The 24447-nt window shown below is 45.3% G+C and carries 23 protein-coding genes and 1 tRNA gene; 9 read left to right on the forward strand and 15 right to left on the reverse strand.

Translation table 11 applies throughout. The features are described 5' to 3' along the window. Positions 1–140: 140 nt before the first annotated feature. Both ACSHX2_RS13495 and ACSHX2_RS13500 read right to left on the reverse strand, forming a co-directional pair. The gene (locus tag ACSHX2_RS13495; RefSeq protein ID WP_435693478.1) at positions 141–395 is read right to left on the reverse strand and encodes a heavy-metal-associated domain-containing protein; all 255 of its coding nucleotides are present in this window, start codon (positions 393–395) and stop codon (positions 141–143) included. Further along, positions 374–508 (reverse strand): hypothetical protein, encoded by a 135-nt coding sequence (locus ACSHX2_RS13500; RefSeq protein WP_435693479.1) that lies wholly within the window; start codon positions 506–508, stop codon positions 374–376. Before ACSHX2_RS13500 ends, ACSHX2_RS13495 begins: the two co-directional genes overlap by 22 nt. A 237-nt stretch (positions 509–745) precedes the next feature. Between ACSHX2_RS13500 and ACSHX2_RS13505 the strand changes: the two genes are divergently transcribed. Further along, positions 746–1408 (forward strand): esterase/lipase family protein, encoded by a 663-nt coding sequence (locus ACSHX2_RS13505; RefSeq protein ID WP_435693480.1) that lies wholly within the window; start codon positions 746–748, stop codon positions 1406–1408. Here the strand turns inward: ACSHX2_RS13505 and ACSHX2_RS13510 are convergent. The 3 genes from ACSHX2_RS13510 to ACSHX2_RS13520 form a co-directional block, all read right to left on the reverse strand. Next, positions 1405–2208 carry a hypothetical protein gene (locus ACSHX2_RS13510; RefSeq protein ID WP_435693481.1) on the reverse strand — a complete coding sequence of 268 codons (804 nt, stop codon included), beginning with the start codon at positions 2206–2208 and terminating at the stop codon, positions 1405–1407. The two genes, ACSHX2_RS13505 and ACSHX2_RS13510, sit on opposite strands and share 4 nt — an antisense overlap. Positions 2209–2314: 106 nt before the next feature. Next, complete coding sequence (tmk, locus tag ACSHX2_RS13515; RefSeq protein WP_435693482.1) at positions 2315–2923, reverse strand: dTMP kinase; 609 nt, start codon at positions 2921–2923, stop codon at positions 2315–2317. A gap of 94 nt (positions 2924–3017) precedes the next feature. Beyond that, on the reverse strand, positions 3018–4595 hold the full coding sequence (locus tag ACSHX2_RS13520; protein ID WP_435693483.1) for a SulP family inorganic anion transporter: 1578 nt from the start codon (positions 4593–4595) through the stop codon (positions 3018–3020). A gap of 276 nt (positions 4596–4871) precedes the next feature. Between ACSHX2_RS13520 and ACSHX2_RS13525 the strand changes: the two genes are divergently transcribed. Beyond that, a tRNA-Arg gene (locus tag ACSHX2_RS13525) sits at positions 4872–4948 on the forward strand. A gap of 312 nt (positions 4949–5260) precedes the next feature. Here the strand turns inward: ACSHX2_RS13525 and ACSHX2_RS13530 are convergent. Then, the gene (locus tag ACSHX2_RS13530; protein ID WP_435693484.1) at positions 5261–5770 is read right to left on the reverse strand and encodes a PEP-CTERM sorting domain-containing protein; all 510 of its coding nucleotides are present in this window, start codon (positions 5768–5770) and stop codon (positions 5261–5263) included. A gap of 166 nt (positions 5771–5936) precedes the next feature. Then, positions 5937–6446 carry a hypothetical protein gene (locus ACSHX2_RS13535; protein ID WP_435693485.1) on the reverse strand — a complete coding sequence of 170 codons (510 nt, stop codon included), beginning with the start codon at positions 6444–6446 and terminating at the stop codon, positions 5937–5939. A 125-nt stretch (positions 6447–6571) separates the two neighbouring features. On the opposite strand from ACSHX2_RS13535, the gene ACSHX2_RS13540 reads away from it, so the two are divergent. Together ACSHX2_RS13540 and proB are read left to right on the forward strand one after the other, a co-directional pair. Continuing rightward, positions 6572–6739, forward strand: a complete 168-nt coding sequence (locus ACSHX2_RS13540) for a PH domain-containing protein (protein ID WP_435693486.1) — start codon at positions 6572–6574, stop codon at positions 6737–6739. A gap of 212 nt (positions 6740–6951) precedes the next feature. Then, complete coding sequence (gene proB, locus ACSHX2_RS13545) at positions 6952–7719, forward strand: glutamate 5-kinase (RefSeq protein WP_435693487.1); 768 nt, start codon at positions 6952–6954, stop codon at positions 7717–7719. Positions 7720–7804: 85 nt separating this feature from the next. Here the strand turns inward: proB and ACSHX2_RS13550 are convergent, their stop codons facing one another. The 4 genes from ACSHX2_RS13550 to ribH form a co-directional block, all read right to left on the reverse strand. Then, the gene (locus tag ACSHX2_RS13550; protein WP_435693488.1) at positions 7805–8755 is read right to left on the reverse strand and encodes an SAM-dependent methyltransferase; all 951 of its coding nucleotides are present in this window, start codon (positions 8753–8755) and stop codon (positions 7805–7807) included. 22 nt (positions 8756–8777) lie between these two features. Further along, complete coding sequence (locus tag ACSHX2_RS13555) at positions 8778–10925, reverse strand: AMP-binding protein (RefSeq protein WP_435693489.1); 2148 nt, start codon at positions 10923–10925, stop codon at positions 8778–8780. Between the two features lie 199 nt (positions 10926–11124). Next, complete coding sequence (gene nusB, locus ACSHX2_RS13560; RefSeq protein WP_435693490.1) at positions 11125–12012, reverse strand: transcription antitermination factor NusB; 888 nt, start codon at positions 12010–12012, stop codon at positions 11125–11127. Beyond that, positions 12005–12532 (reverse strand): 6,7-dimethyl-8-ribityllumazine synthase, encoded by a 528-nt coding sequence (gene ribH, locus ACSHX2_RS13565; RefSeq protein WP_435693491.1) that lies wholly within the window; start codon positions 12530–12532, stop codon positions 12005–12007. Before ribH ends, nusB begins: the two co-directional genes overlap by 8 nt. A 208-nt stretch (positions 12533–12740) precedes the next feature. Here ribH and ACSHX2_RS13570 point away from each other — a divergent pair, with 208 nt between their 5' ends. Together ACSHX2_RS13570 and argS are read left to right on the forward strand one after the other, a co-directional pair. Further along, complete coding sequence (locus ACSHX2_RS13570; protein ID WP_435693492.1) at positions 12741–13220, forward strand: PTS sugar transporter subunit IIA; 480 nt, start codon at positions 12741–12743, stop codon at positions 13218–13220. Between the two features lie 37 nt (positions 13221–13257). Beyond that, positions 13258–15015: an arginine--tRNA ligase gene (argS, locus tag ACSHX2_RS13575; protein WP_435693493.1), complete on the forward strand. Its 1758-nt coding sequence runs from the start codon at positions 13258–13260 to the stop codon at positions 15013–15015. An 86-nt stretch (positions 15016–15101) separates the two neighbouring features. Here the strand turns inward: argS and ACSHX2_RS13580 are convergent, their stop codons facing one another. Genes ACSHX2_RS13580 through ACSHX2_RS13590 form a run of 3 tightly spaced genes read right to left on the reverse strand, consistent with a single transcriptional unit; the run spans position 15102 to position 19412 of the window. Then, positions 15102–17012, reverse strand: coding sequence for a hypothetical protein (locus ACSHX2_RS13580; protein WP_435693494.1), 1911 nt, complete (start codon positions 17010–17012; stop codon positions 15102–15104). A gap of 19 nt (positions 17013–17031) precedes the next feature. Then, complete coding sequence (locus ACSHX2_RS13585) at positions 17032–17457, reverse strand: hypothetical protein (RefSeq protein ID WP_435693495.1); 426 nt, start codon at positions 17455–17457, stop codon at positions 17032–17034. Positions 17458–17507: 50 nt separating this feature from the next. Continuing rightward, the gene (locus tag ACSHX2_RS13590) at positions 17508–19412 is read right to left on the reverse strand and encodes an ATP-binding cassette domain-containing protein (RefSeq protein WP_435693496.1); all 1905 of its coding nucleotides are present in this window, start codon (positions 19410–19412) and stop codon (positions 17508–17510) included. Positions 19413–19521: 109 nt separating this feature from the next. Between ACSHX2_RS13590 and ACSHX2_RS13595 the strand changes: the two genes are divergently transcribed. Together ACSHX2_RS13595 and ACSHX2_RS13600 are read left to right on the forward strand one after the other, a co-directional pair. Continuing rightward, a complete protein-coding gene (locus ACSHX2_RS13595; protein ID WP_435693497.1) occupies positions 19522–21084 on the forward strand; it encodes a hypothetical protein in 1563 nt (520 codons plus the stop codon). 54 nt (positions 21085–21138) lie between these two features. Next, a complete protein-coding gene (locus ACSHX2_RS13600) occupies positions 21139–21642 on the forward strand; it encodes a ferritin (RefSeq protein ID WP_435693498.1) in 504 nt (167 codons plus the stop codon). Here ACSHX2_RS13600 and ACSHX2_RS13605 read toward each other — a convergent pair. Next, positions 21639–22175: a hypothetical protein gene (locus ACSHX2_RS13605; RefSeq protein WP_435693499.1), complete on the reverse strand. Its 537-nt coding sequence runs from the start codon at positions 22173–22175 to the stop codon at positions 21639–21641. The two genes, ACSHX2_RS13600 and ACSHX2_RS13605, sit on opposite strands and share 4 nt — an antisense overlap. 158 nt (positions 22176–22333) lie before the next feature. Here ACSHX2_RS13605 and ACSHX2_RS13610 point away from each other — a divergent pair, with 158 nt between their 5' ends. Continuing rightward, positions 22334–24430 (forward strand): hypothetical protein, encoded by a 2097-nt coding sequence (locus ACSHX2_RS13610; RefSeq protein WP_435693500.1) that lies wholly within the window; start codon positions 22334–22336, stop codon positions 24428–24430. Positions 24431–24447 lie beyond the last annotated feature (17 nt).

A 24447-nucleotide genomic window follows, 5' to 3' on the forward strand; every position in this document is an offset into this window, starting at 1 on the left:
ATTGACGAACTTCGCTGGCATGAAGTATTTATATCACACTCAACAAGCCCGACAGAACCAATCGCAGAGTGGTATTAGTTCGTGAAATAAAAAAAGCGCGTTGGAAAATCCAATGCGCTTTTAGTGAGAACTAAAAAGTTCTATTGTGCTGGAACGATAGAGTATCCAGATTTTGTGATAGTCTCTTCGACTAGGGAGCTTGTAACACCTTCACTAAGCTTTAGGTCAATGTCACCAGTTCTGTATGAAATATTGTCTATTTCTACTCCGTCGAGTGAGTTCAGAGCATTTCTGAGTTTCACGGTGCAACCCTGACAAGTCATACCCGCTACGGTGTAGCGGGCGACTGTTGAAGTTGCATGTGACTCAGAAATTAGTCCTTTTTTGAAGAACACTCTTCTTTAGAGCACTCTTTCTTAGAGCATTCTTTTTTAGCTGGAGCTTCTTCAGCATGAGCTGTTGCACCGAACATTGCTGCTACTGCGAATAGGATAAGTGATGATTTCATAATTTGGATTAATTTTGGTTTTCTTAGTTAACAATGAAGCACTGAATTATCCAGTGATCATTGATAAGACGTAGGAGTTTGCTGTTTATTCCAAAAAAATCCATAATTTTTTTTCCAAAGAAATGTTAGCATCAGTAGAATCGATTGTTCTTTTCTCACAAGCGGTCTAGTGTTCGGTCTATGAGTAGCACTAAATCCAAAAGGATTTTGGATACATTGAGCGTGATGCGCTCTCCTATGCCGTGGCATAAACCCATTAAAATTGATGGGGGAGATGAACTCGTCATATTTATGCATGGTCTCTGGCGCAGCTACAGATCTATGGGGCCTGTGGTGCAAGCGGTAACAAAAGCGGGCTATAGCACGCTCAATATCCCTTACCCTTCTTTCAAAGAGAGTTTAGAGGAATTGGTAGGAAGACTGCACAAAACTGTTGAGCAGGAACGGGGTAATTATTCTAAGATTCATTTCGTAACCCATTCGCTTGGTGGAGTTATTATACGGAATTACCTCAATTCCTACGAACATTCAGAGTCATCTCGAGTGGTAATGCTGGCGCCACCACTACAGGGAAGCCGGATTGTCGATTGGTTACAGAGAGCTAGATTGAACTTTGTGTTAGGTCCAGCTGGCACATTTTTATCGACAGAATCCATGGTTAGGGAGATAGCGTCATTTCCTGAGCATATTGAAATCGGCGTGATCATGGGAAACCGAGTGAGAATTCCCTTTCTTCATAGAATCATTGATGATGAGTCTGATGGTATTGTCCGAGTGGAAACAGGGATGGCAGAAGGTCTTAAAGAATTTAAAGTCATTCACGCTGACCACACACTCATTACACTCCATCAGGATGTGTTAGAGGATGTGCCGAAGTTTCTGAGGACAGGAAGCTTTTAACCTTGGGTATTAGAAGGTGTAGTTCTGTGTTTCTTGTCACGAAGCTCGCGAAGGTATTCCATATAGCGTCGCTTGGCTAGGAGGTCTCTGTCCATCGCTTCATTGACGAAAGGGTTGTTGTCTCCATAAACAGCCCATGGCCCCTTAGGAACTTGAGAGAAATCGACAAAACGCCAATGTACTTGCTTCCCTGATTTAAGGCCCAGGTAGTCGCGTACTGCGGGGGAGACATCGATACCAGCACTCTGATTACTTGTGTTCTTAGGGCGTGAATTACCGAAGACGTAACGCCAGTCATCTGTACAGAATGGTCCACAATCTTCCCATTGTGCGTAGCAAACTTTATTACCGTAGACTATCTGTAGCCAACGGCCTTTAAGCACTGTTTTTCCTGGGCGTGGGTTGTATTTATTAAACCAAGGAATGACGCGAGATGCCTCAGGTTTGTGGCTGCGCCAGTTAATACGATCGTTATATGGGAGTGCTATGTAGAACGGATTTTGTTTTGGTCGAAATGCTTTTGGGCGGAAGCCATAGGTGCGAGCCGCTGGATCTGGGTTGTCGAAACCCCCGTAGTTTTTTTGCCACTTGGTGTCCCATGAACTAGCATGATTGGGAGTGGGGTTCTTAGGTGTAGGCACTTCACCAATCCAAAATATGGTAGCTGTAATGTTCTTCTTCCAAGGATAATTGACACGAACAAAGGGGTCATGTCGCGCCGTGGGTGAACTCAAACTCTGAGCATTCACCAGAATGGAGAGTACTAAGAGATTAATAATGACGAGGGTCTTGTTTAGCATAGAGAGTGGGTTCAGAAGGCAATGGTGCTCAGCAAATTAAAGGAACACAGCAGTAGATCAATCTAATTTCTTAAGAGAATAGCCAATGTGTGGTGGCATTTAATTTCTATCCGATCTGTTCAAGTGCAATCTCGAGCATTTCCTTGTGAATTTCTTCGAGTGACGGTGATGAGTCGACCACACGAGCGTAGCTTTCGTCTTTGACGGAAAGAAACACGTCACGGCAAAACTGAAGTGCATCTCGTTGCTCAAATTCATTCGCTTCATCACCACGGGAGCCAATTCGCTCGAGTGCTGCGTCGACATCTAGGTCTAGGATGAAGAGAAGGTCAGGTGCCGGAGCGAATGATTCATTCGTAGCGCGGAGCTCATTGACGTCGAATCCGTTGGCTCCTTGGTAGGCCATAGTAGAGAAATAATAGCGGTCAAGAACGACGTGGCAGCCACGATCCAAGGTTGGGGTAATCACATCAGTGACATGTTGGCGGCGATCTTTATGGAAGAGTTCGAGCTCGTCAGCAGGGGCAAGTCTTCCTTCTGTCATGGAAGCACGGAGAATCTTGCCAAAAGGGCCGTCAGAAGGTTCGCGATCAAGCAAGACTTCGACTCCGCTAGTACGGAGGGCTTCTGCGAGCATTCTAGCTTGAGAGGATTTACCAGTACCATCTATCCCTTCAATAACGATAAGTAGGCCACGCTTCTTTTGATCTTCCATTAGGTGTTAGTAGCAATTGCTAGAATGACCGCAAACAAAAATGCCGCCATTCTACTTGAGAATGACGGCATAGGAAAATGTGCTTAATTAAGCTCTACGCATTTTCAGCGCGGAGATTCGCTACTGAGTATGCTGGATCGTCAGGAAGAACTTCGATATCAACCAGTGTGCCAGCGCGTTTGATCATCTGGCGACAATCAGCTGAAAGGTGGCGAAGGCGTAATTTTTTACCACTCTTACGGTAGCGTTCAGACATAGCATGGATAGCTTCTATGCCAGAATGGTCGCTGATACGTGCTTTTTCAAAGTCGATAACGATGGTTTTCTTGTCGCTCTTCGCTTGGAAATGATCGGCGAAATCACTGACTGAGGCGAAGTAGATCATGCCTTCTACAGCATAGACACGCTCATCCTCTGTTTCTTTGATAACTTCGACGAGTACATGCTTTGAGCTCTTTACTGCAAATACTAGAGCTGAGAGTAGGATTCCTATCAGAACACCAATTGCTAGGTTATGTGTCACGACGGTGACGACGGTGACTACTGTAATGACTAGGATGTCTGCATTTGGAGCTTTGCCAAAGGTCTTGAAGGTCGACCACTCAAAGGTTGCAATCACGATCATGAACATCACGCCGACAAGAGCGGCAATAGGTATATTGAGAATGAGAGGGGAGGCGAAGAGTACGAAGACCGCGAGTGATAAAGCTCCCACTATTCCTGAGGTTCTTCCACGTCCACCGGACTTCATATTGAGAAGTGATTGTCCAATCGTGGCACAGCCGCCCATGCCGCCGAAGAGGCCTGAGGCTATGTTTGCAGCACCTTGGGCCAGACACTCACGGTTTGACTTGCCGCGGCTCTCAGTGATTTCATCGATAAGCTGTAGAGTAAGAAGGGACTCGATGAGACCAACCAGAGCAATACTGATAGAGATGGGGAGAATAGCCTTGAAGAATGCCCAGTCCCAAGTAACTCCACTGAAGTCAGCAGGATTAGGGAAAGTAGTCGGGATGGTGGACGAACCGGTACGCTCCATGAGTACATCACCGACGGTGCGTCCATCTATACCTTCAATGAAATAGGCCGCTAAACCGATGCCGGCAATGGCGATGAGAGAGGCCGGGACCGCTTTTGTAAGCCTAGGTAGGTATATAATGATCCCCATAGTGGCAAGAATGAGACCTAGCATCATATACAATGGAGTTCCCGTGAGCCAATTTTTCTCACCATCTATAAAGAACGTCATCTGGCCGAGGGCAATCATAATAGCGAGACCATTAACGAAGCCCATCATGACTGGATGCGGGACGAGACGGATGAGACGTCCCATTTTCATCAGCCCCATAGCAGCTTGGATAATGCCGGCTAGGATGAGTGAGATGAAGAGATACTTGTAAGCCATGGCTTCACCACCGGCAGCTTCACCGAGTACGAATGCTTTAGCCGCAACAGTAGCAATGGCACCTGTGGCACCGCAGATCATGCCGGGGCGACCACCGAAGGCAGCTGTGATTAGTCCTACAAAGACAGCAGACCAAATACCCACATCTGGTCTTACACCAGCAATGAATGAAAAGGCGATCGCTTCAGGAACGAGTACGAGAGAGACGGTGAGACCAGAGAGGAAGTCGTTTTTTAAGGTCCCTCGCTTCTTTTGAAATTTAAACATGTTGCAGAATCAGTTTGTTGTGCGTGGCCTAAAGGGAAACGTGAGAACACGCAACTAAGAACTGACCCAATTCTTTTCTTCGCTCGATATTTTTAAAGTCCGTTCTGTCTATAACTGGAGTGCTGATGGTTAATTACTTGCTGGAAAATCCAATGATTCGCAGGTGAGGTGTCATTGTAGAAAAGGCAAGTTTCAGCTTGCCTTTTCATAAGAGTAGAAGTAACAAGCCCACGCTGCCTCTGCCTCCACTGCGGGGGTGGCACTTTTTTATAATGCGCTCCCTTAGCTCAGCTGGATAGAGCACCGGATTTCTAATCCGTAGGTCACAGGTTCGAATCCTGTAGGGAGTACCATTAATTTCCCCTTATTACATATAGGGTTGATTTATTTATTTCTGATGATCGCTGTTACTTTTTGACTGCCTTAGGTTTGAAAATCCGTTTTTTGCGGTAATTTAATGGTAGGGCGAGTAGTTACATGTTCCTGTGAGCATATGGAATAACGGAACGGATTTGGGTAGAGTTGTTGGCTGTAATTACGAATATTTTACCAAAGGGGGCAAGGTGCCCATACTTTAATTGTTACCCGTTACCCTCTAAAAAACGAAATGCCCCGCACTGGCGTTACCAACTGGTAGCTAATGCGAGGCATGAAGGAAAGTGAGACTAGCGGCGGCGGCGCAGAATGAGTCCGAGCGAGCCAAGCCCTAGAAGAGCCGTCGAGGAAGGTTCCGGCACTGCAGCAACACTACCTATGGTATCACCGTTGGCCAGCGTACCCGCGAAGTCCGTGCCAGAGTCTAAGCCCAAAGTTGACGCTGAAGTGCCGGTGAACGTGATCGTGGAGTTAATTGCAGAACCACTCACATAACTCGAGTCAAGGAATATGCCGTCGCTCCCCGTACCATTGGCGTGAAGGACTAAACGTGTACCGCTAGTGACGCCAATGAGGGTTCCCGTACCGGTACCCAACGCACCTGTCGTGGCCCCGTCAAAAGCGAAGAAATCCCAATTTGCATTACTTGAACTCGGGTTATTCTGCAAATAGCTAACCCCGTCTTGAAAAAAGAAACCATCTGTCCATGCTGAGTCAAATGCATCAGAAGTAACCGTCAACGAAGAAGTATCAATCGAACCGAAAATGTTAATAACCGTGTCTCCCCCAGCTTCCGACACGCTAATATTTAACGCAGCATCACTTAGGCCAACACTACACGCTCCAATCGCACCAGCTAATGCCAGACCGCGTAAAGCACCGAATTTTTTGTTCTTTTTTAAGATCATTTTGGTTTATTTTATGTATTTGTTTTTTAGCCCATTTAATCAACGAATGGGTAAAATATTAGTGCATCACATTGTTCGTCATTATCCATCGTTGGTGTAGGCTTTCCTTTACGGAATCAAGAGCGTCGGATAATGGGAAGCCAATGTGTAAGATACAGCTCGATAGACACCAGAGAATGGAGTCGACCTTGCTCGTAAAGCCGAGCTGCGCTTGCAAAATTTTCGGTAAGTTTCGTCTGGAGCCACTGCTTGGTCTTATCACTGCACAGTGGGGTCTCCACGGGTGAGGCAGCACAACCGAGCGGGACGCCTTGCTTACATTATGAATATATTCCTCTCGCACAATCATGCGCTGGTAGAACTGGGTCGTGACTTGGCAGACTTCACGGCTAAAGCCATAGTCTTTTAGCTGTCTCAGCAGCAATCGAGTATTCAGCCATTTGAGTCTAGCTAAGTCGTTCGGCTGGAAACGCTCATGTCCCCTATGAGAAAGAGCCACCACACCGCATCGCCAATTCGATGAAGTTGGAACCATTGCATAAATAGAAAAATGGGGGGTAAAGTACATGTTGGGCGACTACACTTTCGTTTTTAAAAAACTGGTACTCATTGTCAAATATTTTTAATCGGCGCATCTAGTGTTGGTGCTAAAAAATTACGGCCATGTGATTGATGAGTATGAGATGCTGATAAATGCGGCTCAGAGCTATTGAGTCAGTTGTAATTAACCAGACTATACTCGGTCGGATTTTTAGGTATGGGGAAGTTGTGGTGACAGGCCGAGGATCTGGGGATGTCCTTATTCGCTGGGTTCAAAGTCCTATGAAAGTTAAGGGGGGAATTGAGTCTTTAGTGGATTGATTATTGTAACGTTTTTCTGTCTGCAATGAGTTTTTTGTTCACATGTTCAAAACCACGGCTTTCTGAACGATGTTATGATTTCCGTTGGATTAGTCAGTGATCGGTGATAACAAGCGGTGCGACAGGCAATGGCGCCTGAATAATTATAGAAGCAATATCAGCTTTTACAGATGAGGAACCGCGAGACGGATGCCCGTCATAGGATAGTATAGATGAAGAAAAAACGGATCGTTATTAAAGTCGGCAGTGGAGTTATCACAGAAGCAAATAATATCGCTAAAGAGCGGATGCTTAGCTTAGTTACACTGATTGCAGAGTTTAAAAAAACAAACGAGGTGATACTCGTGACTTCTGGAGCAGTTTCAGCTGGTTATACAGCCTTACAGTTAGATCGTAAGAGAGACATCAGTAAAAAGGTGTTAGCGTCCGTTGGTCAGCCTATTCTAATGACTAACTATAAGAGAATGTTTGATATTTTTGATATTAACATTTCTCAAATTCTACTCACTGAAGAAGATTTCGACTCAAGAGTTCATACAGTCATTTTCCAACAGATTATTGAAACCACTCTAGCAAATGGAATTTTGCCTATCGTAAATGAGAATGACATCTCAACTACTGAGGATCAACTCTTTGGCGATAATGACCAATTAGCATCTCATATTACGCATTATACGAATTCAGATCTATTGGTGCTATTAAGTGACATTGATGGGTATTATGATGATAATCCGTCTAAGAATCCGGATGCTAAAATCATCAAGGAAGTGCACTCGATTGATGCCGCAAAACTGATGGAGGATCACACTCCGAATAACAAGTTTGCTACTGGTGGTATCGTGACAAAGCTTAAGGCCGCTCAATACCTGATGAATAGAAATCGACAAATGTTCCTTTGTAGTGGTTATGATTTAAGCACTATTAAAGATTATGTGTTAGATGGTGTGCATGAAAAAGGTAGTCTGTTTAGTAGACTGTAAGCTTTGGTCTGTTGACTAGAGTGCTATCGCGCAAACAGCGTGTATTTTTAATAAGTCCTGCCAGTAATGGTGGGACTTATGCGTTTTAGAAGCTTGGCTTCTGGATGAGTACCTTGAATGCCGATCCTGGTCCATCTGGGTGGAGTAGGTAGAGGTCTTGAGTAGTATCGCGAGCGTGAGGTGCTAGAAAGTCACTCTGAGTGCTAAAGGATATAGTTTCTAGACCCAGCTCCTCACCCCACTGGATGAGATCAGTAAAGTTGACATCAGCAGTGAGGTCTTGGCGGCCAACATTTTGATAGATCGCAGGACCAGTAAGATTCTCATGTAGTAGAAATGCGCGGATGGATCCTTGTGGTCTACGATGATAGAGATCTGGGTAGACGTCACCGTAGTCAATGGTGATCATTTCTCCTTCGCGCCAGGCAGTGATCCATTCTTCTAGCCAATGGTGATAGGACTCGTGAACCTCTACCCGGTGCTTTTCAGGGTGTGATCCATCCAAGCTTGAGGATTCTGGAAGGGAGTCAGGTTTCTGAAAGTTCTCGCATTTATTTTCCCAGTAAAGTTCTAACCAGTCGCTCTGGACGCGGTGAAAGATTCGCACGGGGAAGGCGTCGACAAGTTCATTCGAAAAAATAATGGCCCGACCCGCTGTTGCTTTGACTGCTTCACGAGGTGTGTCGTGCCATGTGACGCGGTATTTTTTGAGCCTTTGTTGCTGAACCTTACGTAAGGGTTCTGAGGTGTCGACAATGTGATAGTGCAGTTTCAGCCTCTGGATGAAGGGGAGGGCTCTGATTATGGAATCCGCGAGGGAGCCGTCACCGGCACCGATTTCGATTAAGTGAAAGCTGCCAGGGTTTTCTTTGAGCCAGTTAGAGGCTCGATCTGCAATAGCAGCCCCGAGAGTGGGGCTTAGGGTGGCTGTGGTAGAGAAGTCTCCTTCATGACCTACTGTGCGAATCTTTCTAGCGTAATAACCTTGGTCAGGATCATGCAGAGCGAACTGCATGAAGTCGTCGAATCGTGGCACAGCGTGTTGGGCTAAAGTGGTGTTAGAGGGCTTTTTTTGCGAGTGTCTCGCATGCCTTAATGTCGAGTTTTCCTGAAGCTAGTACAGGAATCTCCTCAACTGGGAGGATGAGCTTGGGACACCAGAGTGATGGGATACCTTGGTCGAGTAATCGGTAGCGAAGGTCGAGGCATTCTTGTTCTAGAGCAACACCTGAAATAGTCGATAGTACCGCTATAGCTTCTCCTTTCTTTTCATCTGGGACTCCAACGACAGCGATTTTTCGCTCGGTTTCTTCATCGAGTCCGAGTGCTTGGTTAATTGCTGCTTCAACAGTTTCGTGAGGAACCATTTCACCACCAATTTTCGAGAACCTGGAAATACGACCTTCAATGGTCAAGAACCCGTCAGAATCAAGTCGGCCTACGTCGCCGGTTTTAAACCAACCATCTTGGATGACTTCGGCGCTCTTTTCCTTGTTATTCAGGTAGCCTAAAAAGACATTGGCGCCTTTCATCCAGATAATGCCGCTTTGTTCGAGCGCTAGAGGCTGATCATTGGATGGATCTGTGAGTCTTACGGCCATCCCTGGAAGGAAGTTTCCAACGGTGCCTAGGCGCGAAGAACTAATGTTTGCTTTCCCTGGTTCGTCAGGGGGGTTAGGCAGATTGACGTTTGTTGCAGGTGACGTTTCAGTAAGGCCGTATCCTTCTTGTGGATAGATTCCGAATTTCTCGGCAAATGTGTCTGCGAGGTTTTTAGGGAGTTTTTCGGCACCTGTGACGACGAGTTGGAGGGACTTGAGTTGCTCTGGCTTTACTCTGCGCATGTAGCCGCGGAGGAATGTAGGTGTAGAAAGTAGCAGGATGATCTTGTGTTGCTCGATAAGCTCCGCGATGCGTTTGGAGTCTAGAGGGCTCGGATTTGTAATGAGATTAAGTCCTTCAATACAAGGAAACCAGAGGGTCACTGTGCAGCCGAAACTGTGGAAAAGCGGTAGTGAACCAAGGATGCTCGAGTTTTCAGGAAGGTTGAGGCGTGTACCAAACTGACAGACATTAGCTAGAACGTTTCTGTGGGTAAGTGGTACGCCTTTTGGTTCACCAGAAGAACCAGAGGTGAAGAGAAGTATGGCTTCTTTATCGCCTCCGTCGTTGGAGATCTTGAGGATTTTAGCAAGTGTCGATGTTGGGAGTAGTTTAGAGAGTACCACCCAACGAGTGATTTGCTTTTTCATCGCTGGAAGTACGCGCTCAATGTAGATGAGGTCTCTGTTAGGTGGCCATGCGAAATCTGGCAATTTCCTGACAAAGGGATCAGCGGTAATAAATTTATCAATATCAGCCTGTTCGATGGATGACTGTACTGCGACTTTACTGGCGGTGAAGTTGAGATTCACAGGGATCTTGCCCGCGAAAATAGTAGCTAGATTGGCAATAAGTCCACCTGGTCCTGGAGGTAAAATGATGCCGATGCGTTTCTTGCTCGTAGCTGTCTGAAGATGTTTTGAAAAAGCAATGGCTGCGCCAAGGATAATGTCGAAAGTTTTTTCTTGGTCATTAGTACCGTCGACGACTTTGATTTTACCGTGGCTCTTGAGACCTGCGAGCAGAGCGTAACCGAGTGAGCCCTTTAAAAAGGAACGGGAAGAAAATGCTTCCTCAAATGCAATCAAGAGCTCTTGGCGAAACTGTGCGACAGAGCACTGCTTCGCCTGAAGTAGATTACCAAAGACGAGGATAGCGCTAGGCTGCGATTTCACATTTTCAATACTCAGTGCAAGTTCCTGTGGAATGTGGACTGCTAGGGGAAGTGTCGGTAGGTCTAGTGCACAGATGGCGGTGAGTGTCTCGCCTGTAATATGGATGGAAGTACCATTAAGGCTGCTCACTTCGCCTGGAAGAAAGATGGCAACCCCATTTTCACCAAGGTCATCTAGTATGTTTTTACCTACTTCTGCTAGTCCTGGGTCGGTAGCGCTGAATGCAATGACATCTTTGTTGGATTTCTTTAGGTAGTTCTCTGTCGTAGAGGAAAGTGAAACCTGTTCTTCACATATCCAGACGATCTTTCGGCTAGATAGGAGGTTTTCCAAATCAATGAGTTCTGAATGATCGAGTCTACCAGGGAGTATGAGTGTGGGCTCGTTTGGGATTCTCTCACGGTGGATGTATTGAATTGCTTTGCTCATTTGACAGGACTTACGAAGTGGGGCGATATGCTTGGTAGCAGACGGATGGCATCATCTGCTGATCCTCTCCCATCTAGCAAGGAAATCTTTATCGATGATTGTGTTAGTATTTTCGATGACAAAAAACTAGCTGGGGGAAATAAAACAGCTTCAGTCTACTAGGAAACTGAAGCTGCTGTGAAAGTTGGCTTGAGTGTGGTTATGCGTCGATCTTAGCGATTTTATCTAAGACGCCGTTTACGAAGCGTGATGACTCATTGGAGCCGAAGCGGCGGGATATCTCGATACATTCGTTGATCGTGACAGGTGCTGGGATATCTTCTTTAAAGAAAATTTCGTAGGTGCCAAGTCTGAGGATAGCGCGGTCAACTGGATCAATACGCTCAGGTTTGTAGTTTTCTACGATCTTTTCGATGGTGGCATCGAGTTCCGCTTTTTTGGAAATAATACCATTTGAAAGTGAGTCAACTTCCTTGCGGAAGCTTTTCATCTTATCGTTGGTTTCCTGAATGTGTTTAATATCTGGGTGGTCTGCGAACTCTTTCGGGTTCTGCACCATGACGATTCTATCGGAGACACGCTGGAGCCCATCGATAGCAGCTTTTATAGGCGCGAGGCGCTTATTAATGAAAGGGAAGTCTTGGAGGTGGAAATTCCAACGACTACGAGAGTCAGTAAGTTGGGAATTAATAGTGTAGAGCTCTTCTAGCGCTTTCGCTAATTCTGGATCAGGAATTTCGATACCTGGATCGTAGAGGCGCTGGATCCGATCAATGATGGACTGCCACTTGCTCTCAAGTTTGAGAAGTTGATCTAGTCCCATTTTCACCTTTTCCGCATCAGAGTCAGAGGAGATGATGGCAAGAGCATCTGCACTACGCTCAACGAGCTTGTTGTAACGTGACTCACGACCTTGATTAAGGTGGTGGATAGCTTTAGCAGAAGCTTTGACTAGCTTGCTTTTGTCTGACTCGAGGGCGAGTTCCCAGAATGTTTCGGAAAGGTTTTCAGCCGCTGCACCACCCTCAAGGTCGGAACAATAAAGGAACTGAATGGCGGATTCTCTGATGGCGCGTCTACTATGCATTGCTGGGATAAGATCGGGTTGATTTCTTTTTATTGCCTTGGTGAAGTCCAAGGTCGGAGAACAACTCAAGCATAGTGTGCGCGGAGCGTGCAGCTTCGCGGCCTCGATTGAGTTGAGATCCGATACAGCGTGCGTACGCTTGCTTTTCGTCATCTACAAGAAGAACTTCATGAATTACTGGAATTTTTGTTTCACAGGCGAGAGCTTGAAGTGAATTCGTAACAGATTCAGCGACTAAATCACCGTGCTGGGTCTTACCGCGGATGATGAGGCCTAGGGTGATGAGTACTGTTGGTTTGTTCGGTTGAGCTAGTAATGCAGCGCTAGCTACAGGGATTTCGAAGGCACCAGGGACACGCGCTACTGTGATTTTTGCGTGGGGAACAATTTCTTTAAGTTCGTTAGTGGCATTTTCAACAAGGGCATCAGTGAACTCTTGATTGTAGTTAGAGGCAACGATACAGATTTGAGCTTGTGACTGGGAAGCTTGGCGTGGACGAGGTGGTAATGCCGTGGACATGCTGCATTTTATGAAATGAGGGGGATGAGATGTCAATAGTTTCGGTGTGAGTACTCCTAGGTAGCTTGCTCGAGCTTGGTGGATAAGTAGGTAGTATTTGAGCTTCAGACAAAAGGACTTGCTTTGTAACTCAATCCTATTTAAGTCCCTTTACGCTTCGCCAATTGGCATACTAGGCTGTGCCAGCTGTCGAGGCTCTCTACACATTATGAAATTAGCGAGCTTATTGACTAATGACCAAGTGATTCTTGAGATGAAATCTGAGGAGCACTGGCCAGCCATCGTTGAACTAGTCGATCACTTAGATCGTCATGAATTTCTCAAGGGAGAGAATAAAGAAGAGATATTAGAAGCTCTTCAGACACGTGAAGATCAGATCAGTACAGGGATTGGTAGCGGAGTGGCTATTCCTCATGCATTCTCAGAAAAATTAGAGCATGTAGTCGCTGTTTTCGGTCGTTCTAAAGAGGGGATCGACTTCGAAGCATTGGATAATGCTCCTGTAAATTTTGTATTACTCTTTGTGGTTCCTAAAAAGGATTACCACTTGCACCTCCAGACATTGGCCGCAATTGCTAAGTTATTTAATAATTGTGAAGTGCGCCAACAACTTGCAGCAGCTGAAACACGTGAAGAAGTGATTAGCATCTTAGGCTCACGTCCGTCCCGTATTCATTGCGAACGTTAAGATAGGTATTTTACCTGTCTCTGAAAAAATTTCCGATATGAAAACGATTTTAGAAGAATTAGAGTCGCGTCTACATGCTGCACTGACCACAGCTGGTATTGAAGTGCCAGATGGATTTCCAGTGAAAGTGGTGGCCGCAGCAGACTTACGCCACGGTGACTATCAAGCCAATACGGCGATGGCATTGGCGAAACACCTTAAAATGAATCCACGCGAGCTCGCAGCTCAGGTGATTGAAGCATTTGAGGCTGAGGGCCTCGCTGAGCTAGACATTGCTGGTCCAGGTTTTATCAATTTCCGAATTAAGCCTGAGGCGTGGAGCCAGAAGGTAGGTGAGTTAATTAGTGATCCACGTCTCGGAGTGAGCAAGGTTGCTGACCCTAAAACGATCATCGTTGACTTTTCCGCTCCAAACGTAGCTAAACCAATGCACGTAGGTCATATTCGTTCAACGATTATTGGTGACTCACTGTCTAAAATTTCGCGATTCCTTGGGCACAATGTGATTACTGATAATCACATCGGTGACTGGGGAACTCAGTTCGGAATGGTGATCTATGGTTGGAAGAATATGCTGGATGAATCCGCTATTCAGGCTGACCCACTGCAAGAACTTCTCCGTATATACCGTGCTGTAAATGCGCTGTGTAAAGATGACGAGTCGATCAAAGATCTTTGTCGTGACGAACTGGTAAAACTCCAGGGTGGTGATGCTGATAATTTCGCTATTTGGGAAAAATGCGTTGAAGTTTCTAAAGTCGGGCTGAATAAAATCTATGACCGGCTCGATGTCAGTTTCGACCATTGGCTTGGTGAAAGCTCTTATAACGACGAACTAGCGCCGTTAGTTCAAGCTCTCGCTGAGGAAGGACTCGCCCGTGAGAGCGATGGAGCACTTTGTATTTTTTCTGGAGAATCGATCCCTCCGAAGCAGGATCCTTTTAAGGAGAAACGTGACGGAGAATGGGCTGACTTACCGATGATTGTTCGCAAGAAGGATGGTGCATTTAATTACGCCACTACTGATATTGCTACTGTTGATTATCGACTTAATCAATGGAACGCAGACAAGATCTGGTATGTGGTGGATGCGCGTCAGAGTCTTCATTTTAAGCAGCTTTTCGACGTGACTAAGCGCCGTGGCTGTTCTGCTGAACTTGAACATGTTTCATTTGGAACGATTTTGGGCAAAGATGGCAAGCCACTTAAGACTCGGGATGGGGATCTTCCGCAACTCGCAGATGTCTTAGATGATGCCATTAAAGCCTCTCGTGTGGTATTGGATGAAAAGTCCAATGCTCTATCTGAAGTAGAGAAAGAAGAGCTAGCGAAGGTGGTTGGTATTGGTTCGGTAAAGTTTACCGAACTGTCTCACAACCGCGCTTCCGACTATATTTTTGATCTAGACAAAATGGTGGCTCTTCAGGGAGATACAGCACCTTACCTCCAGTATAGTTCGGTGAGGGTAAGTTCCATTTTCCGCAAGTTAGAGGAAGAGATCGAGCTCAATGCGGATGGTGTGAAAATCACGGAAGATGGTGAAATTAATCTCGCACGCACACTTTCTAAGTTCGGAGAGGTTCTCCCTACCGTCCTAGACGACCTTAAGCCGAATATTCTTTCAGCTTACTTGCTAGACTTAGCGAAAGCGTTTCACAGTTTCTTCGAGGCTTGTCCTGTACTCAAGAGTGAGGGTGATGTCCGCAAGACGCGTCTTATTCTATGTGCGATCACTGGGCGTGTTCTCAAACAAGGTCTTGGCCTGTTAGGTATTCAAGTGCCTGAGAGAATGTAGAAATTGTTTTTAATAAATTTCTTATCACAAAAAAGCGACAGGTGTTTAACCTGCCGCTTTTTTTTATACCTGTGAGGATTCTTCTCTTACTGAGCAGCTTCAAACTGCTTGTCCACGATACGCTGAATGCCTTCTTTAGCGAATTGGCTCTGTGGGTAGATGCTACGCGCTTTAATGTACCACGAGAGTGCTGAACCAGTCTGAGGTGTACCATTGTTGTTCTCGAGCTTCTTGGCTTTACTTAGCGCATTAGTGAAGTTCCCGACTTGGCCAACAAGCTGTGCCTTAGCATTGGCTATCTTTGGGTCGTCATAGTACTTGTTCTGCGTATCGAAAATAGCTTCCCAAGCGGCGTAGGGTTGGCCCGCCTGGATGAGGCTTTTGGACTTTTCTAGTGCTCGCTCAATTTCCATGATGCTGCTGCCAATTTCCTGAAGTTGATTGATTCTAGCTTCATCATTTTGCTGGCCTAGAATTACGATGAATTTGGACTTACGTGGTTCTTCCACCATAGCGCGATAGTTTTTATCTGCTAAAAGGCGGTCAAATTCCTTAACTGTCTCTGAGCCCATATCTGAGGCAGTTTCACTTTGCATGAGTCGCGCATCGAGCTTGTCGTTGAAATCTTTGATGGTTGGGTTATTAGGCCAATGGGTGATAGCACTTTCAATAGCAACCTTAGCCCGCTGCGTGTCTTTCTCAAAGAGGGCAAACTTAGCGTCACGGACAAAGCCATCGGAGGCGCGCTTGTGTGCTGCAATGTAAGAATTCGCCTTTGAGCTGTTATAGTCTTTCGCTTGCCTTTTGAGCGATTCGTTGAGCTCGGTAGCAATTTCTAGTTCCTTGGCTGAGAGTGCCTCTACGAGATCGTTGCCGTCTTGGACGTACTGTTGGATTCGCTCTTTTTGACCACCAGGAATGGTTTGAACCACTGGTATGAACTCACCAATAGCGAATGCTTCTACGAGACGCTCAGAAGCAGCGTGGAGGCGATTGCTCTCTAGATTATTCTGAAAAGCATCTACGAGAGTTTTAGTTTTACGGATACCCTCATTAGCTGCAGCATCTAGACCGGCTACGGTAGGGTTAACTCCCATGCTTTCACTGAAGAATTTTTCGGTGTCAGAGCCTTTTTGAAGCTTCATCTTCTGGTCACCATCTTGGTAGAGAAGATTATAGAATCTGGCAGCCATGACGACGTGTTCGAAGCGACGCTGAACGAATAGCTGTAGCATCATTGCCTGGTATTGCACTTTAGATTGAGTAAGGCTGATGACACCAGATGCTTCATACTTCTTCTTGATTGCCTCTATCTCAACCAAGCGCTTTTTCATCATATTCATTTCTACGCTTTCACGAGACTTTGTGGTGGTAGTAGATTTCCCAGACTTCTTGATCGAGACTTCGCCTAAACTCCCTTTTTTCTCGAGGATGTTGACGTTATGAACAAGGCGTCGACTTTCTGTCTGAAGTTTCTCAATGGCTTCTTTTTTGTTGCCGACACCAAGGATAGCTAAACGAGCTGAGTAGATAGAATTTGCGAGTGAGTCGCATATGCCACCATCACCAGGGTATTCCGAAGCTTCCTCTAATAATGTGTATGATTCTTTAAGAGACTGACCGTCAGGATTTATCGGTGAGAGGTAATCGAGAATTTTTTCAATTCGCTCACGGTACTCTATAGCAGCTTTAGATTCGAACTCTGTGGACGCAAGGTAGGCTTCAAATTGACCTCCCAAGTTGTTGTCCATGAGTGAATAAGTACGACCTTGGAACGTTACTGTTTTTTGTGTCGGATCAACGAGAGGAACTTCCTCACCGTGTAAGGATGTGCTGCTTGACTCATGACGGTTAATGGTGGTGTCACCACTGGAGTTATTTTGTGAGGAGTTATTTGCTGATCCTCCAGTCATAGCACTGGTCGTACTAGGGGGGCTGAGAACCTGTGCCGAGAGTGGGAGAGAGCAAAGGCTCGCAATAGTTAAGATGTTTTTCATCAGGTCTAAAAAATTAGGATTACTGAGCAGTGTAGCTTGTGGCGACGAGTGAGCCTTCTTTACGAACATTGACTACAAAGTTATAGTTTTGCTTGGTTTCAAGGTTTGGTCCATTCACTGCAAATGGGACAAGTATGCCCACGCTATCAGGTGAGCCTGGAGGCAGAGCTTGGTCACCAGTATCAACTTTTATGATGATAAACTTGCCCACAGTTGGGTCATGTTGAGAGTTTTCAACGATTTCACCAGAGAGGTTGTACTCGCTGCCTCGCAGGCTATTTCCGTTACTAATGTATGACTCTAGCGGAAAACGCTTTGCGGTGGGAGCTTCTGATTGATTAAGGAAAATAAAACCTACACCAATGACCACAATAGCAGCAATGCTGCCGATGAGTATAGTGCTTGAATTTGAGTTGCTGCGTTTTCTTCTGGATCTGCGAGACATAATGACGAGGTGCTAAAATATATTAAGAAATTGAAAGGTGGAGGTTACATTTAATGTTCCCACTGATGGCGTTTAATTCCGATGTATGAAGCAACGAGACCTACTGCTATTTGAATACTAAGTACGTAGAGACAAATAGTGCTGGAGGAATCAAGTGGGGTTTCTGTGACCGTTTTTACTGCCGCCTGATAGCGATTATCGAGTGATTCGATGCTGCCAGCCCAGGCCCAATAGGCTGAGATGAATGGGCGCGTGAATTGTCCTACGAGCTCAGGAAGGGCAAGTACTGCTCCTGAGAGTGGGAGTTGGAACCCGACGAGGTAGATGGAGAGCAAAGAAGCTTGTTCTGAGGTTTTCATCAGTGAGGAAATGCCGAGACAGATAGATGTCATGGCCGCATTCACTAAAATAAGGAAACTTAAGTGGTCGAAGAAACCTGCCGTACCAGCTGTCTCTGGGTAGCGCCAAAACTGCTCTACAAAAATGGCCATCCAGATCGACTGGACTAGAATCATGCAGGAGAGAAAGGTGATTTTACTGAACAAGTATGCCGATGGTCGCACACCTCCGAATTTCTCTTTTTCGAAGATTCTTCGCTCGCTCGCTACTTCGCGAGCCGCATTGTTGGAACCCATTAGAGAAAGAAGTACTACTTGGAACATGATAATTCCTGAAACAGCTCCGCCGACTTTCGCACGATTTTCACCGATGGCTTGAAGTTTCCTTACAGCATCTTGCGATGTCATTTCAATGGTGTCAGGGTAGGTTAGTAGAGGCTCATTACCTTGTGGCCCAAAGAGTGCTACTAGGCAGGGGAAGCAGAGGAGGATAGCGAGTTGAAGCCAAACTTGTGCTCTGTCGCGGAAAAATATTTTCCAGCGCCTCCCTAGAAGAGTTGAGTACTGGCTTAAAAACCCTGGTGTTTTCACGGGCTCTGGAGCTTCTTGAACGAGATCTGCATCTTCAGGTTCCTCAGGTGTTGCCGCGACCTTACTCTTACGGCGTTTTGAGCGCTTTGAATTTGGAGCTTCCTTGTGGTCGGCATTTAACTCGGTAGTGTCGTCGAGCTCGATTTCATCAGTTTCTTCTACTGATTCCTGCTTTAACCTACTTTCCGGGAGAACGAGAGATCCTGCATCGATACGTTTTTGGCGCTCGCGCATTATTTTATCTGAATAGGTAGGACCGTGCTTGAGCCAAGATTTACGCCATTTTTCTGAAGATTGTTTCGCGAGCCGAGGATAAATTTCTTCAGTGTCATCTACAGAGAAGTAATGGGTAAGACCTTCAGGAACACCATGGTAGGCAACTCGTCCTTCATGTAAGACTAGGATTGAGTCATAGAGCTCGAGGTGAGCTAACGAATGAGTCACAGAGAGAACCATGCGGCCATCTCTCCGTGAGAGAGCATGGAGGCGGCGAACGATGTCGCGTTCAGATCGCGGATCTAAGCCAGAAGTAACTTCGTCACAAAGTAAAAGGTGTGGATCTGTCACTAATTCCATAGCGAGTCCTAGTCGGCGTTTTTGTCCACCAGACAGAACTTTCACCTGACGGTCTGCGATCTCGCCAAGGCCGGTTTCCTCGAGAACTCTGTCGATACGAAGGTCAAGATCGTCTAGGTTACGCGTTTTGACTCTTAGGCGTGTGACTGCTTCGATCGATTCATCAACGGTAAGTTCATCATAAGCTATCGAAAATTGGGGGACATAGCCGAGTTCGGCTGGGTCTAGGTCACCATCTTCTTCGAGATTTCTGCCATTCCAGTAGATCGAACCTTCGGACATATGGTTTAGTCCAGCAATGGTATTGAGTAGTGTAGTTTTACCACAACCAGACGGCCCGACAATAGCCATAAAATGGCCTGAAGGGACTTTAAGGTTCACTCGGTCTACTAAATTGACGGGGTCACCGTCCTTCTCAATGGTGAAACAGAAATCTTTTAATTCTAGCACGATACAGAGGCTATAGGGTGGAAAACGATGATGGTTACACAATCTTAAATAATTCGTTCTGGCGAGAAGAAACCTTGAGCTGGCCTAGAGAATAGCTAGCTTCCTAATTATGTCACAAGGTAGGAAGCGACGTCATTCCGCAACAACTCGTCAGAAATCAGGCTCATTATTGAAATGGGTTTTTGGAGGCTGCATCATTCTCGTTGTTGGAGGAATACTCGCCTACAAGTCAGCTATTAATTTTTTACATAGTGTGCAATTTAGAGAAACGATTGCTGAAAAAGTTGGTGAGAAAATTGGTGCTCCAGCCAAATTAGGTGAAATGAAATGGAGTCTACTCCATATGGAAAATGAGGGCTTCTATGCAAGCAGTGAAGGTGCCATCGAGATTATTGAGGCTCAGGGGATTGAATTAAATGTAGCAAGTGACTTTCTAACGAGTGATGTGTGGACGCTATCTGATGTGATAGTACAGACCGCTGATCTGAAACTCGATCTGACGAAAAACTTTACCGCTATAGAACCTAAAGCGAAGGAGAAACAATGGATCGAAACTCTGCTTCCAGAGCAGGCTGAAATCACTGATCTGAGTATAATCCGCGCAAATGGATTAGTCACGAGCACTATGGGGAACCTAAGAGTGGTAGGTACTGCTCTAAATCTAGAGAAAAAGGATTATGGATATTCAGCAGAGCTTAGTGGTGGTCGCTTGGACTTGCCTTTGTTCGTAATAACTAGTGCTGAGTTAGACCAAGCGAAGCTGAGAATGCTTAATCAGCGGGTAGTGCTAGATTTAGCAGAGCTTACCGTCATGGATAGTGGTCGTCTTGAGCTAGACGGAGAAATTGACTTTTCTACAGATGCACTGGATTACTCTGTGAATGGCTCGCTTACCGGATTGAAATGTAGTAACTTGATTAATGAGGACTGGAAGCAACGGCTTAGTGGAGATGTCGAATCTAGTTTTTCTGCGCGACCTAGTGCTGACGGAGAGTTGAATTTGAATGGAGATGTAGTTATTCGCGATGGTCAGTTAACTGCGCTTCCGGTGCTAGATACCATTGCTGCATACACTGCGGTGAGAGACTTCAAGACACTTCGATTTTCGGAGTTTCGCTGTGATTTCATGAGACGCGGTTCAGCTTTTCGCTTAAGTAATATCTACCTTCATTGTGATGGTCTGATGCGGATAGAAGGCTATCTTAATTTTAATGGACAAGCAGTGGATGGAGTTTTTCAGGTCGGTCTAAATCCGGGTACATTAAGTCATATCCCGGGTGCTGAGGAAAAAGTTTTCCAACCAGGTAAGGAAGGGATGAGTTGGACGACTGTTAGGATAGGCGGCACCGTCGATAATGTTACTGAAGATCTGAGTGACCGAATGATGGTAGCGGCTGGTGAAAGACTCTTTGAAATGATAGGAGGGAAAACGATGCTTAAATTCGGTGGGACTGCAGTAGATAGTGTGGAAGTTTTAAGCAATCTTCCAAATGGCGATGTGCACCAGACTCTTAAAGATACCACAGGAATGGTGATTGAGACGAGTCAAGACCTCATAGATTCGGGTGAGATTTTATCAGATCCAGTGAAGTCCGGTACAGATATTATCCAAAGTGGTCTGGGTGGTCTCTTCGGAGTGGGAGGACGTGATAAGAAAAATGAAGATGAGTAGTTTATTTTCGAGATTTTTGAGTTAGATTAGATTAAGAAATCTTAAATTTTCACTATGATCCACGAAGAACTTCAAGACGCGCTCAATGCGCAAATAAACCAAGAGTTATCTGCCGCTTATAACTATCTCGCTATATCAGCCTACTTTGATGAGGAGAACTTAGACGGATTCGCTAAGTGGATGTTGCTACAGTACAATGAGGAACTAGATCATGCTCAACGCCTCAAGAATTACTTACTAGATCGCGGTGGGCATTTGTGCCTCGATGCTATTGCGAAGCCGCGTTCTCAATTTACAGGTCCCCTTGAGGCTTTTGAATTCTCAATGCTTCAAGAACAGCATAATACGAAGTCGATCAATAATCTCTATGAGATTGCTCTGCGCCTAAACGATCATGCGACTAAGAGTCAGCTCCAATGGTTTCTAGATGAGCAAGTAGAGGAAGAGAAGAGTGTCGAAGAAGTTATTAAGACATTGCAGCGTATCGGCGGCGATGTAGCAGGCTTGCTCTACTTAAATGATAAGTTAGGAGCTCGCCAGCCAGAGACTAGTATCTAGTCTTTTTTATTTTTCTCGAGATCTTCAAGCACGTGATTGGGGATCTCGACCTCTACAAAATCTTCACCTTCGAAGAGTCTTCGGACGATATTGAAACTAAAGAGTAGGCTGAGGCCGATCATGAAGAAACTAAGCTCCATAAAGACAGGTGAACTCATATAACCTGCTATTTTAGCTGCCAGCTCGCCAGGGTAGCCATCGAGTAAAAAGACGCTAGCTCCCACTACGCCGAGTACGAGGAAGAAGCCGCTCATGAAGACACAACCAATGACGAGCGTTTTTACCCATTTCTTTTCCCATTCTGGTGAGTTTTTAGCAATTTTTAGAAGAGAGATGAGCCACGCTACGAAGCCGCCACTGATCACTATTCCCCAGAATGTCATGCGCTGAGGAGTGAAGAGTATATCTGCTAAGTCTTTCGCTACATCACCTAGGCCACCAGGGCCGAGCACAGAGATTACTTTGATTGCCATGATGGCAATCACAAGAATGAGAAAAATGGCGTAACCACCGATGAAGCAGATGCGAAGCATAGATGACTGGTGCACTGGCTAGCTGTAAGATTCAAGTCCAATTCAATTCTAGTACTTCAGTGACTCATAGTTATGAGTTAATTTTGTGGGTAGTTTCTTATTATAGATTGCATTAAAAAATCTAACAGTTATCTGGGAGCATCAAGTTCTAGATTACTATGAAAAAAAACCTCATTCAATTAATAGCCATATGTATTATTGTGGCGTTCGCAGTGTTCGCATATTTAAAATGGTTCTCAGGACCAGATAAGGTAGTGGTCGATGCTGCTGAAGAGGCTACGGTGTTAGCTGAAAATGAAGGTTACAAAAAAATACACCACCTTGATCAAGGTGCGGTGCAATTGCCCTTATTCATATTGCTTTCAATGAAAAGTAAGGGATCTGATGACCTTCTGGTGAACGCCATGCAGGACTACGGATTTATCACACAAAACTCAGTAGAAAATCCGGATGCGATGCCTATCGGAATGTCTACGACTCATATCGGTGGGGTGAAATACACTACGATGAATTGCGCAGTGTGTCACACAGGCAAGATCAGAGTCGACGATAAAGCCTATATCATCGATGGAGCTGCAAATCATTTCCATACGATGGCTTGGGCAAAGCATGTGAAGGCATCGATTGAGTCGACTTTACAGAATAAAAGCGAGTTCATGGATTTCCTCATCAGAGCCATAAAGAAAAAGACGATAGTCATCAAAAGTGGTGTTACAGGTGAGCCATATGATGCTGCCAAAATGACACGAGTGAAGGAAAGCTTACTCAAAGATGCTGCAATAGAAGTCTCACTAAAGAGCGGGAAGGGGGAGGCTGCGCATAAGGTAGACATTGCTAATATGACAGTATCAGAGGCTGAAGAGTTAGTCGTCGCTAAAGCTCTCAATGTTGTTCTGGATCAGGCGAAAGGATCTAATATTTATGAACTCGATACTGAAAATATATTTGAAAAACAGAGTAATGAAGTAGAGCGATTTATGGATGAAGATAAAAAGCTATTTTCTGATCCAGAGGCTTTATTAGCTAGTGGAGAGAAGAAGCTATCTTCAGATAAAGTAGGGCCTCACGGCGCTTTGGCAGATATTGTAAGTTTAATGAAGCTGATGAAGTTTCAATTAGAATACGGAAATAACATTCTCGGCATAGTGGATGTACTAGGTGATTTTGGTCCAGGACGTGACGATGCTTGGTCTATTCTTACAAAGCTACTTTGTGATAATAAGACGCACAATGGAGTGATTATGTATGGCCAGTCACCGGAGGGTGCTCCAGCTGACGCTCTGTACTTGAATAAGCCTGCTCCAGTAAAAGTACCTAACTTGTTTTCTATCTCACATTATCGAAAGTCAGAGTCGTTCACACCGGGGGTGTACCATTTTCATTATGATGGGAACACCAATACGATGGTAGAACGGAATATCCTACAGGCTCTGGCTATAGGTTCGGTGCGCTATTATGATGAAACCGAAGGTGGTGAGGCAACTAAGGTGAAACTCCCTGAACTGATGGAGGCTGAAAACTACTTTTCGACACTTAAGATTCCTAACTTTTCGAAAAGCTTTCCACAGCACTTTGATGCGAAACTAGCGAAGAAGGGGGAAGAAGTTTTCCACCGCGAAGTTTCAATCAAATTTACAGATCATGATGGTAAGCAGCAGACGGTGAAAGAGTCCTGCTACTCTTGTCACCAGTCTAAACCTGAAGGTCGAGAAATTCCGCTCGAAATTATTCAGACAGATCCAAAGCGTTGGGCATTTTTTAATCAAGAGAAGTACCGTAGAAATCTGGTTAAATTGGGAGAGACAGCGCAGATTCTTACAAGCAATACTGCGAAAGCTCAGAATTTTGACATAGATAGCATCCCTGAAGAACCTAAGGATAGAAAATGGTATGACCATCAAATAGGTTACTTTGCACGTACGCTTGAAGGCGTATGGGCAAGCCCTCCATATCTACACAATGGCTCAGTCAGAACGATCAAAGATTTACTCAACCCTACAACTGAGCGCAAAAATTATCACTTAGGCACAAGAAACTATGATGTAGTAAATTTGGGATATCTGGATGATCCGGAAGTGGATCCAAATAATAATGGGCATAAAATTCAAGCCTACTTCCTACAGACTGAAGCATACACTGATGAAAAAGGAGTGGAGCATGCAGCTATCAATGGTGGGCATGAATATGGTGTAGATTTCTCCGAGGAGGATAAAGCTGCATTGATTGAATATCTGAAGACTCTTGGCGATTCCTAGACATTGTGTAGTTTACC

Source organism: Rubritalea sp., from assembly GCF_051252225.1.
GTDB lineage: Bacteria > Verrucomicrobiota > Verrucomicrobiia > Verrucomicrobiales > Akkermansiaceae > Rubritalea.

What these genes read in the sequence shown, in the direction of transcription:
- ACSHX2_RS13500 (WP_435693479.1), bottom strand. Translation starts at nt 508, where the DNA reads ATGAAATCATCACTTATCCTATTCGCAGTAGCAGCAATGTTCGGTGCA.
- ACSHX2_RS13505 (WP_435693480.1), top strand. Translation starts at nt 746, where the DNA reads ATGCCGTGGCATAAACCCATTAAAATTGATGGGGGAGATGAACTCGTC.
- ACSHX2_RS13510 (WP_435693481.1), bottom strand. Translation starts at nt 2,208, where the DNA reads ATGCTAAACAAGACCCTCGTCATTATTAATCTCTTAGTACTCTCCATT.
- tmk (WP_435693482.1), bottom strand. Translation starts at nt 2,923, where the DNA reads ATGGAAGATCAAAAGAAGCGTGGCCTACTTATCGTTATTGAAGGGATA.
- ACSHX2_RS13520 (WP_435693483.1), bottom strand. Translation starts at nt 4,595, where the DNA reads ATGTTTAAATTTCAAAAGAAGCGAGGGACCTTAAAAAACGACTTCCTC.
- ACSHX2_RS13535 (WP_435693485.1), bottom strand. Translation starts at nt 6,446, where the DNA reads ATGTACTTTACCCCCCATTTTTCTATTTATGCAATGGTTCCAACTTCA.
- ACSHX2_RS13540 (WP_435693486.1), top strand. Translation starts at nt 6,572, where the DNA reads ATGCGGCTCAGAGCTATTGAGTCAGTTGTAATTAACCAGACTATACTC.
- proB (WP_435693487.1), top strand. Translation starts at nt 6,952, where the DNA reads ATGAAGAAAAAACGGATCGTTATTAAAGTCGGCAGTGGAGTTATCACA.
- ACSHX2_RS13555 (WP_435693489.1), bottom strand. Translation starts at nt 10,925, where the DNA reads ATGAGCAAAGCAATTCAATACATCCACCGTGAGAGAATCCCAAACGAG.
- nusB (WP_435693490.1), bottom strand. Translation starts at nt 12,012, where the DNA reads ATGCATAGTAGACGCGCCATCAGAGAATCCGCCATTCAGTTCCTTTAT.
- ribH (WP_435693491.1), bottom strand. Translation starts at nt 12,532, where the DNA reads ATGTCCACGGCATTACCACCTCGTCCACGCCAAGCTTCCCAGTCACAA.
- ACSHX2_RS13570 (WP_435693492.1), top strand. Translation starts at nt 12,741, where the DNA reads ATGAAATTAGCGAGCTTATTGACTAATGACCAAGTGATTCTTGAGATG.
- argS (WP_435693493.1), top strand. Translation starts at nt 13,258, where the DNA reads ATGAAAACGATTTTAGAAGAATTAGAGTCGCGTCTACATGCTGCACTG.
- ACSHX2_RS13580 (WP_435693494.1), bottom strand. Translation starts at nt 17,012, where the DNA reads ATGAAAAACATCTTAACTATTGCGAGCCTTTGCTCTCTCCCACTCTCG.
- ACSHX2_RS13585 (WP_435693495.1), bottom strand. Translation starts at nt 17,457, where the DNA reads ATGTCTCGCAGATCCAGAAGAAAACGCAGCAACTCAAATTCAAGCACT.
- ACSHX2_RS13595 (WP_435693497.1), top strand. Translation starts at nt 19,522, where the DNA reads ATGTCACAAGGTAGGAAGCGACGTCATTCCGCAACAACTCGTCAGAAA.
- ACSHX2_RS13600 (WP_435693498.1), top strand. Translation starts at nt 21,139, where the DNA reads ATGATCCACGAAGAACTTCAAGACGCGCTCAATGCGCAAATAAACCAA.
- ACSHX2_RS13605 (WP_435693499.1), bottom strand. Translation starts at nt 22,175, where the DNA reads ATGCTTCGCATCTGCTTCATCGGTGGTTACGCCATTTTTCTCATTCTT.
- ACSHX2_RS13610 (WP_435693500.1), top strand. Translation starts at nt 22,334, where the DNA reads ATGAAAAAAAACCTCATTCAATTAATAGCCATATGTATTATTGTGGCG.